This is a genomic window from Streptomyces sp. 13-12-16, assembly GCF_002114215.1.
GTDB lineage: Bacteria > Actinomycetota > Actinomycetes > Streptomycetales > Streptomycetaceae > Streptomyces.
The window spans coordinates 1-11,840 of the sequence record NZ_NCTE01000412.1 but is presented as its reverse complement, the minus strand read 5'-3'; the positions used below and the strand labels follow the sequence as shown (position 1 = coordinate 11,840).

Genomic DNA, 11,840 nt, shown 5'->3' with positions numbered 1-11,840 from the left:
CGGGCCTCGGCACCGCGGGCCGCCGGGGCCGGCCCCGGCGCCGGGACAGCGCCTCCTGCTCCGCGCCGTCCGGGTCGTACTCCTCGGGCGCCGGCCGCCGTCCGCGGCGGCTCGCGGGCAGCGACTCGCGCCACTGCTGTTCGTAGCGCTCGTCGTCCTCGCCGAACTCCTCCGGATCGGGTTCGCGGACGAGTCCGAGCCGCACGCCGAGCTGCCGCAGGCGCTGCGGGATGGCGTTGACCGGGGTGGCGGTGACGACCAGCAGGCCGAAGACGGTGAGCAGCACCAGCAGCGGCACGGCGAGGACGTCGGTCATGGTCGCCGACAGCGGTGTGGCCGCGCCCCAGCCGATGAGCCCGCCGGCGTCCCTTATGGCCTGCATGCCGTCGCCGCGCGCGGGCGAGCCGCAGCCGATGTGGATCTGCCCGAGCACGCCGATGACGAGCGCGGACAGACCGATCACGATCCGTCCGTTGGCCTCCGGCTTCTCCGGGTGCCGGATGAGCCGTACGGCGATGACGGCGACCAGGACCGGCACCAGCAGGTCGAGCCGGCCGAAGGTACCGGCGGCCAGGATCTCCACGAGGTCGCCCACGGGACCCTTCAGATCGGCCCAGGTGCCGGCGGCGACGATCAGGGCGACGGCGAGCAGCAGCAGCGCCAGGCCGTCCTTGCGGTGCGCGGGGTCGAGGTTCTTGGCGCCCTGCCCTATGCCGCGGAAGACGGCGCCCACCGCGTGCGCGAGGCCCAGCCACAGGGCGCGTACGAGCCGGTAGACGCCGCTGGTCGGATTCGGGGCGGCCGGTGCGGGCGCGGGCTTCTTCGCCGCGACCTTCCTGGCAGGAGCCTTCTTCGCCGGAGCCTTCTTGGCAGCGGCCTTCTTGGCAGCGGCCTTCTTCGCCGGGGCCTTCGCGGAAGCGGGCGCCTTCTTCGCGGGCGGCTTCTTGGCTGCGGAGGGACGTGAGGCCATGGGTGTGAGGTTACCGGTGGAGACGGTTGGGGACACGCGTGGCGGATGCTTCACCCGTTCGTGTCGCTCTTGTCGAGGCGTGACGTTGACCCGCAGTTGACGCGGCCTCACGTCCGCGGCGCACCGGATGCCCGGACAACGGCCCTGTCCTCGGCGTCAGTTCTGGGACGGCACCGACGACGCGCTGCCGGTTCCGGGCTCCAGGGCGTCCAGCGCCCGCCGCAACCCCGTGAGCTTGCGCTCCAGATGGGCGGCCGTGGCCACCGCGGCCGCGTCGGTCGACTCGTCGTTGAGCTGCTTGGTGAGCGCCTCGGCCTGCTCCTCGACGGCCGCGAGCCGCGCCGAGAGCTCCGCGAGCAACCCCGCCGACTCCTTGGACTCGGCCGCGTCCTTCTCGCCGCCCTCCAGCTGGAGCCGCAGCAGCGCCGCCTGCTCCCGCAGCTGGCAGTTCTTCATGTACAGCTCGACGAAGACCGAGACCTTCGCGCGCAGCACCCACGGATCGAACGGCTTGGAGATGTAGTCGACCGCGCCCGCCGCGTACCCGCGGAAGGTGTGGTGCGGGCCGTGGTTGATCGCGGTGAGGAAGATGATCGGGATGTCCCGGGTCCGCTCCCGCCGCTTGATGTGCGCGGCGGTCTCGAAACCGTCCATGCCCGGCATCTGGACGTCCAGCAGAATGACCGCGAAATCGTCCGTGAGCAGTGCCTTGAGCGCTTCTTCCCCGGACGATGCCCGCACCAGCGTCTGATCGAGCGCCGAGAGGATCGCCTCCAGCGCGAGCAGATTCTCCGGCCGGTCATCGACCAGGAGGATCTTGGCCTTCTGCACCATGGCCCGCCCTCCTCGCCCCGGCTTGGGGCCTCCCCTGTCCTCAGGACCTGGGGTTGTACCCGCGGGTACCGCCCCAGGGGACGACTCCCTTGCGCCGCCCGTCCTTGTGCCGGTCATCGTAGCCGCACCCCGCCCGTCGCCACACCCTGTCACCGCGATGTCACTGTGCACGTAGCAGAAACGCGGCAGGAGACCAGAAGGTTCCCCGATTCCCGTACTTCTACACGACTTCGCGCACACCGCGTCAGCAACATCATGTGAACACCGGAGCTTCCCGTCACCTTCGCGCCCCCTCCGGACGCCGGTCTCACGCCCCCCGCATCCACTGCTCCATCACCGACAGCAGGTGATCGGGGTCGACCGGCTTGGTCACGTAGTCGGAGGCACCCGACTCGATCGCCTTCTCACGGTCGCCCTTCATCGCCTTCGCGGTGAGCGCGATGATCGGCAGCCCGGCGAACTGCGGCATCCGGCGGATGGCCGTGGTCGTGGCGTACCCGTCCATCTCGGGCATCATGATGTCCATCAGGACGACCGCCACGTCGTCGTGCTGCTCCAGCACCTCGATGCCCTCGCGGCCGTTCTCCGCGTACAGCACGGACAGGCCGTGCTGCTCCAGGACGCTGGTGAGCGCGAAGACGTTGCGGATGTCGTCGTCGACGATCAGCACCTTCTGCCCGCCGAAACGGATGCCGCGGCTCGACGGCCGGGGAGCCGGCTCCTGCTGCTCCACGTCCGACCACTGCTCGGCCTCCGGAGCGGGCCGCTGCTCGAGCGTGATCCTGCGGCGGCGCCGGAACAGCGCGGCCGGACCGTTCTGGGTGTCCCGGTACGACTTCACCTCGGCCGGCGTCTCGACCTGCGGCCCGGTCAGCTCGGCCGAGGCCACCAGGTCACCGGCCTCCAGCGCGGGCACGGGCTGCTGGTAGCCGTTCGGGGGCAGCTCGCTCGGGTGCAGCGGCAGGTACAGCGTGAACGTCGAACCGCGGCCCGGCTCGCTCTGCGCGTGGATCTCGCCGCCGAGCAACTGCGCGATCTCCCGCGAGATGGACAGCCCCAGACCCGTACCGCCGTACTTGCGGCTGGTGGTGCCGTCGGCCTGCTTGAACGCCTCGAAGATCACCCGCATCTTGCCGGCCGCGATGCCGATGCCCGTGTCGCTCACCGAGAACGCGATCAGGTCCGCGTCCGGGTCGGTCAGCGAACCGGCCTCCAGCAACTGCTCCCGGATGGCCTGCGGAACCTCGTCCCGGGCGGGCCGGATGACCAGCTCGACCGATCCGGAGTCGGTGAACTTCACCGCGTTGGACAGCAGGTTGCGCAGCACCTGGAGCAGCCGCTGCTCGTCGGTGTGCAGCGTGGCCGGCAGCTCCGGCGACACCCGCACGGACAGGTCCAGGCCCTTCTCCGCGGTCAGCGGCCGGAAGGTGGCCTCCACGTAGTCCACGAGCTGGACCAGCGCGATGCGCGTCGGGGAGACGTCCATCTTGCCCGCCTCGACCTTCGACAGGTCGAGGATGTCGTTGATGAGCTGCAGCAGGTCGGACCCGGCGCCGTGGATGGTCTCGGCGAACTCGACCTGCTTCGGGGAGAGGTTCCCCTCCGCGTTGTCGGCGAGCAGCTTCGCCAGGATCAGCAGCGAGTTGAGCGGCGTACGCAGCTCGTGCGACATGTTGGCGAGGAACTCGCTCTTGTAGCGCATGGAGACCGCGAGCTGCTCGGCACGCTCCTCCAGGACCTGCCGCGCCTCCTCGATCTCGGTGTTCTTCACCTCGATGTCGCGGTTCTGCCGGGCCAGCAGCTCGGCCTTCTCCTCCAGTTCGGCGTTGGACGCCTGCAGCGCCTTCTGTCGCTGCTCCAACTCCGCCGATCGCTCGCGCAGTTGCTCGGTCAGCTCCTGGGACTGCGAGAGCAGCCGCTCGGTCTTGGTGTTGACCGAGATGGTGTTGACGCTCGTCGCGATCATCTCGGCGATCTGGTTGAGGAAGTCCTTCTGGATGTGCGTGAACGGCGTGAACGAGGCCAGCTCGATGACGCCGAGCACCTTCCCCTCGAACAGCACCGGCAGCACGATCACCTGCGCCGGCGGTGCCTCCCCGAGCCCCGAGGAGATCTTCAGGTAGCCGCTGGGCGCGTCCTGCACCAGGATCGTGCGCTTCTCCACGGCGGCCGTCCCGATGAGCCCCTCACCGGGCCGGAACGACGTCGGCATGGACCCCATGGAGTAGCCGTACGAGCCGAGCATGCGCAGCTCGAACTGGTCGTCGTCCGCGGCGTTCAGGTCCTCGCCGTCGACCAGCGGCATCGCGAGGAAGAACGCGCCGTGCTGCGCGGACACCACAGGTGTCAGCTCACTCATGATCAGCGAGGCCACGTCCTCCAGGTCGCGGCGGCCCTGCATCAGCGCGGAGATGCGGGCGAGATTGCCCTTGAGCCAGTCCTGCTCCTTGTTGGCGATCGTGGTGTCGCGCAGGTTGGCGATCATCTTGTTGATGTAGTCCTGGAGTTCCTGGATCTCCCCGGACGCGTCCACGTCGATCTTCAGGTTCAGGTCGCCGCGGGTCACCGCGGTCGCCACCCGCGCGATGGCACGCACCTGCCGGGTCAGGTTCCCGGCCATCTCGTTCACGGACTCGGTCAGGTCCCGCCAGGTGCCGTCCACGTCACGCACGCGTGCCTGGCCGCCCAGCTGGCCCTCGGTGCCCACCTCACGGGCCACCCGCGTGACCTCCTCGGCGAACGACGACAGCTGGTCCACCATCGTGTTGATGGTGGTCTTCAGCTCGAGGATCTCCCCGCGCGCGTCGATGTCGATCTTCTTCGTCAGGTCACCCTTGGCGATGGCCGTCGTCACCATGGCGATGTTGCGCACCTGACCGGTCAGGTTGGACGCCATCTGGTTCACCGACTCGGTGAGGTCCTTCCAGGTCCCCGCCACCCCCGGCACGTGCGCCTGGCCGCCCAGGATGCCGTCCGTACCCACCTCACGGGCCACCTTGGTGACCTGCTCGGCGAACGCGCTCAGCGTCTTCACCATGATGTTGATGGTGTCGGCGAGCTGCGCCACCTCACCGCGCGCCTCGATGCTGACCTGCCGCGACAGGTCACCGTTGGCGACGGCCGCGGACACCTGGGAGATGTTCCGCACCTGGGTGGTCAGGTTCTTCGCCATCAGGTTGACGTTGTCGCTCAGGTCCTTCCAGATGCCCGTGACACCCGGTACGTGCGCCTGGCCGCCCAGGATGCCCTCGGTGCCCACCTCACGGGCCACCCGGGTCACCTGCTCGGCGAACGACGACAGCTGGTCCACCATCGTGTTGACGGTGGTCACCAGCTCCAGGATCTCGCCCTTGGCGTCGACGGTGATCTTCTTCGACAGGTCGCCCTTGGCGACCGCCGTGGTGACCTCGGCGATGTTGCGCACCTGGAGGGTCAGGTTGTTCGCCATGCCGTTGACCGACTGCGTGAGGTCCTTCCAGGTGCCGGAGACCCCCTGCACCTCGGCCTGGCCGCCCAGGATGCCCTCGGTGCCCACCTCACGGGCCACCCGCGTGACCTCCTCGGCGAACGACGACAGCTGGTCCACCATCGTGTTCAGCGTGTTCTTGAGCTCCAGGATCTCCCCGCGCGCGTCCACGGTGATCTTCTGCGACAGGTCACCGCGCGCCACCGCAGTCGCCACCTGGGCGATGTTGCGCACCTGACCGGTCAGATTCGACGCCATGCCGTTCACGGAGTCCGTCAGGTCCCGCCACACACCGGCGACCCCGGGCACCTGCGCCTGGCCGCCCAGCCGTCCCTCCGTGCCCACCTCGCGGGCCACCCGGGTCACCTGGTCGGCGAACGACGACAGCTGGTCCACCATCGTGTTGATGGTGTTCTTCAGCTCGAGGATCTCCCCGCGCGCGTCGACGTCGATCTTCTGCGACAGGTCACCCCGCGCGACGGCCGTCGTCACCTGCGCGATGTTGCGCACCTGACCGGTCAGATTCGACGCCATCGAGTTGACGGAGTCGGTGAGCTCCTTCCAGGTGCCCGACACGCCGTCCACACGCGCCTGACCGCCCAGCCGGCCCTCCGTGCCCACGTCCCGGGCCATCCGCGTGACCTGGTCGGCGAAGCTCGACAGCTGGTCCACCATCGTGTTCACGGTGTTCTTCAGCTGGAGCATCTCGCCGGAGACGTCCACCGTGACCTTCTGCGACAGGTCACCGTTGGCGACCGCCGTCGTCACCTGGGCGATGTTCCTCACCTGTCCGGTGAGGTTGCGGAACGCCGTGTTGACGGAGTCCGTCAGGTCCTTCCACGTCCCCGCCGCTCCCGGCACCTGCGCCTGGCCGCCCAGCTCGCCCTCGACACCGATCTCGCGCGCCACGCGCGTGACCTCCGCGCCGAAGGAGGACAGCTGGTCCACCATCGTGTTGACGGTGTTCTTCAGCTCCAGCATCTCGCCGGCCACGTCCACGGTGACCTTCTGCGACAGGTCACCGTTGGCGACCGCCGTCGTCACCGCGGCGATGTCCCGCACCTGAGTGGTGAGGTTGCGGAACACCGTGTTGACGGAGTCCGTCAGGTCCTTCCACGTCCCCGCCGCCCCCGGCACGTTCGCCTGACCGCCCAGCCGTCCCTCGGCCCCGACCTCGTTGGCGACCCGCGTGACCTCGTCCGCGAAGATCCGCAGCGTCTCGGTCATCTGGTTGATCGTCTCGGCGAGCTGCGCGACCTCGCCGCGCGCCGGCACCGTCACCTTCCGCGACAGGTCACCGTTGGCGACCGCGGTCGTCACCTCGGCGATCCCGCGCACCTGGGCGGTGAGGTTCCCGGCCATGGTGTTGACGGAGTCGGTGAGCTCCTTCCACACCCCGTCCACCCCGGGCACCTGCGCCTGGCCGCCCAGGGCGCCCTCGGTGCCCACCTCGCGCGCGACGCGTGTCACCTCGGAGGAGAACGCGGAGAGCTGGTCCACCATCGTGTTGACGGTGTTCTTCAGCTCCAGCATCTCGCCCTCGACGTGCACGGTGACCTTGCGGGACAGATCACCGCGCGCGACGGCCGTCGTCACCAGCGCGATGTCGCGCACCTGCGCCGTCAGCCGCTCCGCCATCGTGTTGACGGAGTCCGTCAGGTCCTTCCAGGAGCCGGACATGCCGCGCACCTGGGCCTGACCGCCCAGCTTGCCCTCGGTGCCCACCTCGCTGGCCACGCGCGTGACCTCGTCGGTGAACGTCGACAACTGGTCGACCAGGTTGTTCACCGTCCGCGCGACCTTCAGGAACTCGCCCCGCAGCGGATGCCCGGCCCCTTCCGGCGCCGCCTGCGTCCGCAGCTCCATGCGCGGCGACAGATCGCCCTCCGCCACCGCCGACAGCACCCGGCTCACCTCGGAGACGGGCCGCACCAGGTCGTCCACCAGCGCGTTCGAGTTGTCGATCGCGACCGCCCAGGAACCCTCACAGGCCCCCGTCTCCAGCCGCTCCGTGAGCTTTCCCTCACGCCCGACCATGCGGCGCACCCGCGCCAGCTCACCCGTCAGATGGAGGTTGCGGTCGGCCACCTCGTTGAAGACCGCCGCGATCTCCGCCATCACGCCGTCGCCGGACACCGTGAGCCGCTTGCGGAAGTTCCCGTCCCGCATCGCCACCAGCGCCGTCATCAACCGGTTCAGGGCCGCCGTGTCCACGGTCGTGGTCCCGCCCCGCGCCCTTCCCGGCTTGCCCAGGGACTGTCCGCCTTTCGCGCGCGTCGTCTTCGTGCCCCGCGTCGCTGCGCCAGACTCCACTGTGTCCCTCCCGCAGGGGTCGACCGTTACCGCTGTTCTTGGGTGCTACCACGCTCGGCGCATCGGTTGATGCCGCTTTCCCGTACTGCCGCCTGACGCGATCCGCGTGCTGGACCGCTTCCCGGGCTGCTGCCCACTGTGGGCGGCGGGCACTCGCCCCGCCCTGACGTTTTGCAGGAAGCCTGCCCAGTGTTCCACCATGCCGACCTATGACCGTAACCCACAACGTCGCTCCTCGTTGAGCAGCCGGGCAGGGCTTGTCCTTCGCCGGATTCGCATCCAGCGAGAAGCGGGCCTTCGGGCCAAGCGGAGTCACAACAGTTCGGCAGCTTCTCGAAGCCCATCAGCCGACCTGTGACGCGAGACGCGTCGCGTCGGTGCTCAGGGGTATCCCTCCGGAGGATGCAAGGGGATACCCCTGAACACCGATCCAGTGGCCGACTACCCTGTACCGAGCGAGCCGGGGAATCGGGCATGGAGGGGCAGGGGCCGCCGACATATGGGGAGTTCTGTGATCACCGCGCGCGCGGCCGCCAGCTTCGAGCCCGTGGGGCGATCGGTCGCGAGCGCCCGCTCCTTCGTCCGCGACACCCTGCAGGGCTGGGGCTTCGCCGACATCGTCGACGACGCCGTGGTTCTCACCAGCGAACTGGTGACCAACGCCGTGGTCCACGCCGGCACCTCCGCCGACCTGCTCTGTCTGCGCAGCGACGAAGGCGTACGGATCGAGGTGGCCGACCGGTATCCGGAGCGGGAGATCCCGCTCCAGGGCTCCGCCATCAGCATGGGCAACCCCGACCGTGAGGGGGGCCGCGGGCTCCAGCTCTGCGCGGCCCTGGCCGGCCACTGGGGCGTGGACTACACCCCCACCCACAAGACCGTCTGGTTCCGGCTCGACCTTCCCGCGCGCCCGGTCGGCACCCGCGCCGCCGGCCCCTCCCTGCCGGCCCACCTCCTCCCCCTCGCCGACACCCGGGTCCGGGTCGCCGTCGTCCAGATCGACCGGACCGGCTCCGTCAGCGCCTGGAACGAGGACGCCGAGGAACTCTTCGGCTACTCCGCCGAGCAGGTCACCGGCAAGCCGCTGACCGACTTCGCGGCCTGGCCGCACACCCCGGGCACCGGCACCGGCATCGCCGACGCGCTCCGGCTCTCCCGCTGGGAGGGCAGCTACGGCATCAGGGGCGCCCACGGCCGGGTGATCCCCGTGTACGCCTCCCACCTGCGGGTCCGGGACACCGACGGCGAACCGTCAACGGTCTGCCTCCTCGTACGGGACCACGAACGGGCGGTTCTGCAGACCCCGCTGCGCGGCCCCGCGCCCGACAAGTCCGGTACCTCCGAGGGCCAGAGCACCGACCCCTTCGAGGTCTTCATCGGCTCCCCGGCCCCGGACGACCTCGACGGGCTGCTCCAGCGCACGGTGGAACGCGCCCGCGACATGCTCGACGGCGACTCCGCCTTCCTGCTCCTCGCCACCGACGACGAGACGGAACTGGAGGTCCGCGCCTCCACCGGCCTGCCCTCAGCCCGCCAGCGCTTCGCCCGCGTCCCCGTCGAGGCCGGCCCCGGCCGCTACGGCTCCGCCCGCATGCCGGCCGTCCACGAGGACCTGACCGCCGTCCCCGGCGCGGTGCCGCTCCTCAACAGCACCGGCATGCGCTCGGTCGTCACCGTCCCGCTGAAGGTGGAGGGCCGCCTCACCGGCTCCCTCGGCGTCGCCGCCGAGGCACCCGGCAGATACTCCAACGAGGAGGCGCTGCGCCTGCAGTTCGCGGCGGACCGCATCGCGCTCGCCGTCGAGTCGGCCCGCCTGGGCGAACTGGAGCGCCTGCGCCGCGGCTCGCTCAGCTTCCTCGTCGAGGCCTCCGACCTGCTGGCCGGCACCCTGGACCGGGACCAGACCCTGGCCCTGATGGCCCAGATGACGGTGCCGACCCTCGCCACCTGGTGCGCCGTCTACACGATCGCCGACCAGGCCTCCGAGCCGTACCTCTCCTACGTGCTGCACGAGGACGAGGAGCTGATCGACGGCATCAAGTCCCTGTTGTCGAAGATCGCCCCGCCCGACCCGGTGCCCACGCCCGGCGCCCGCGTCTGGTCCGCCCCCGCGGAGGTCGCCCACCAGGCGGCCCTGCGCACCTCCATGCGCAGCCTCGGCCTCAGCGGCAGTCCGACCCGTCCGGTCACCCCGGGCATCGGCCCGACCCTCGCGACGGCCTCCGCGGTCGGCGGCGAGACGGTGGTCCTGCCCCTGGTCGCCCGCAACCGGGTCATCGGCATGCTGACGCTCGGCAAGCCGACCGACGAGCACTTCCGCCAGGAGATCCTGGAGCTCGCCGAGGACCTCTCCCGACGGGCCGCGCTGGCCCTGGACAACGCCCGCCTCTACTCGGAGCGCACGGCCATCAGCCAGTCCCTCCAGCGCAGTCTCCTGCCGCCGGAGCTGCCGACGATCGACGGCGTCGAGGTCGAGGTCATCTACCGCGCGGCCGGCGAGGGCAACGAGGTCGGCGGCGACTTCTACGACCTCTTCCCGATCAGCGACGGCGCGTACGGCTTCGCCATCGGCGACGTCTGCGGCACCGGCCCCAACGCGGCGGCCGTGACCGGTCTCGCCCGGCACGCGCTCCGGCTGCTGGCCCGCGAAGGCCTCAGCGGCCCGGCGGTCCTGGAGCGCCTCAACTCCGCGATCCTCGACGAGGGCGCCCGCAGCCGCTTCCTCACCCTCCTCTACGGCGAGATGCGCCCGCAGGACGACGGCAGCGCGGAACTGAAGGTGGTCTGCGCCGGCCATCCCCTCCCGCTCCGTCTGCGCCAGGACGGCACGGTCGAACCGGCGGCGGAGCCGCAGCCCCTCCTCGGCGTCATCGAGGACCTGGAGCTGTACGAGCAGACGGTCACCCTCGATCCCGGCGACGTCCTCCTCTGCGTCACCGACGGTGTCACCGAACGCCGCGAGGGCCCCCGCATGCTGGGCGACGACGGCCTCGCCGACGTCCTGACCACCTGCACCGGACTGACGGCCGGCGCGGTCGCGGCCCGCATCATGCGCGCCGTGGAACGCTTCGCCTCCGAACCTCCGTCCGACGACATGGCGATCCTCGCCATGCGTGTACCGGGCCTGCACACGGATTAGCGGGTGCCCTCCCCGCAGGGCACCTCCCGCAGGGCATGAGAAAGGCCCCGCCCGAATGGGCGGGGCCTTTCTGTCCGAGCCCCCAAACGGAATCGAACCGTTGACCTTCTCCTTACCATGGAGACGCTCTACCGACTGAGCTATAGGGGCCTGTTGTCGTGTGCGGGGTTTCCCGCTCGCCAACGGAATAGATCATACCCCGAACGGGCCCGTGCTCCCAACCGCCGCTCAGCCGGTCGGCTGGAGCAGCCCGCCCAGCGCGTTGCACGCCGCCGCGATCCGCTGCATGTCCCGTCTGGTCAACGACGCGTCCACGGGAAGCGCGAGCGTCTCGTCGGCGGCCCGCTCGGTCTCGGGCAGGGACACGCAGCGCCGGAACTCGGGCATCCGGTGCACGGGGGTCTTCACCGGTACGCGGCACTCAACGCCCTTGCCCCGTATGGCGCGTGCGAAGGCGTCCCGGTCGGGCCTGCCGTTCCCCGGCACCCGCACGACGTACTGCTGATAGGTGTGCCCGACTCCGCTCTCGGGCGTCCGCACACCCCTCAACTTGGCGTCGAGGAACGCCGCCCGCTCCCGCCGCCGAGCCATCTCGTCGTACGGAGCCTCGGATTCCCCGTGTTCCAGCACCAGCAGCCCGTGCCGACGGCCGAGCGCGTGCAACCGCCCGACGTCGGCGGGCCTTCCGAAGCGGTGTATGACAACGACGGCTACCGTCCGCGGAGTTACGGTCGCCTCCACCGCGGCCGGCTCCAGGCAGTACGTCGCCGGATCTATGTCGGCGAACACCGGCAGCGCCCCTGCCATCGCCACGGCTTCGGCGACTTCCACGTTCCCGAAGGCCGGTACGACGACCTCGTCGCCCACTCCGACACCGGCGGCCCTGAGCAGTGCAGCAGTACTCATGCGGTGGATGCTCGTTGCGCAACGTGAACGTCAAGTGACGCAGAACAAAAAAGGGTTGGACCCGGAACCGAAGTTCGGGGTCCAACCCTTTTGAATGATTGTTCGGCGGCGTCCTACTCTCCCACAGGGTCCCCCCTGCAGTACCATCGGCGCTGTAAGGCTTAGCTTCCGGGTTCGGAATGTAACCGGGCGTTTCCCCTACGCTATGACCA

4 protein-coding genes, 1 tRNA gene, 1 rRNA gene and 1 pseudogene are annotated in these 11,840 nt (G+C 70.0%); 1 reads left to right on the top strand and 6 read right to left on the bottom strand.

What is annotated here, in order from left to right; translation table 11 throughout:
• From B7767_RS16775 to B7767_RS16765, 3 genes and pseudogenes are all read right to left on the bottom strand, one after another.
• A pseudogene (locus B7767_RS16775) lies at positions 1-970 on the bottom strand (cell division protein FtsK); the annotation flags it as partial.
• A gap of 156 nt (positions 971-1,126) precedes the next feature.
• Complete coding sequence (locus B7767_RS16770) at positions 1,127-1,804, bottom strand: two-component system response regulator (protein ID WP_085572894.1); 678 nt, start codon at positions 1,802-1,804, stop codon at positions 1,127-1,129.
• A gap of 307 nt (positions 1,805-2,111) precedes the next feature.
• On the bottom strand, positions 2,112-7,583 hold the full coding sequence (locus B7767_RS16765; protein WP_107486148.1) for a HAMP domain-containing protein: 5,472 nt from the start codon (positions 7,581-7,583) through the stop codon (positions 2,112-2,114).
• Between the two features lie 499 nt (positions 7,584-8,082).
• On the opposite strand from B7767_RS16765, the gene B7767_RS16755 reads away from it, so the two are divergent.
• On the top strand, positions 8,083-10,722 hold the full coding sequence (locus tag B7767_RS16755) for a SpoIIE family protein phosphatase (RefSeq protein WP_256923470.1): 2,640 nt from the start codon (positions 8,083-8,085) through the stop codon (positions 10,720-10,722).
• A gap of 77 nt (positions 10,723-10,799) precedes the next feature.
• Here the strand turns inward: B7767_RS16755 and B7767_RS16750 are convergent.
• The 3 genes from B7767_RS16750 to rrf form a co-directional block, all read right to left on the bottom strand.
• Positions 10,800-10,872, bottom strand: a tRNA-Thr gene (locus B7767_RS16750).
• A gap of 78 nt (positions 10,873-10,950) precedes the next feature.
• Positions 10,951-11,613 carry a DegT/DnrJ/EryC1/StrS family aminotransferase gene (locus B7767_RS16745; RefSeq protein ID WP_085572895.1) on the bottom strand — a complete coding sequence of 221 codons (663 nt, stop codon included), beginning with the start codon at positions 11,611-11,613 and terminating at the stop codon, positions 10,951-10,953.
• A 115-nt stretch (positions 11,614-11,728) separates the two neighbouring features.
• Positions 11,729-11,840: ribosomal RNA gene (rrf, locus tag B7767_RS16740) — 5S ribosomal RNA — on the bottom strand; the annotation flags it as partial.

What these genes read in the sequence shown, in the direction of transcription:
- B7767_RS16755 (WP_256923470.1), top strand. Translation starts at nt 8,083, where the DNA reads ATGGGGAGTTCTGTGATCACCGCGCGCGCGGCCGCCAGCTTCGAGCCC.
- B7767_RS16770 (WP_085572894.1), bottom strand. Translation starts at nt 1,804, where the DNA reads ATGGTGCAGAAGGCCAAGATCCTCCTGGTCGATGACCGGCCGGAGAAT.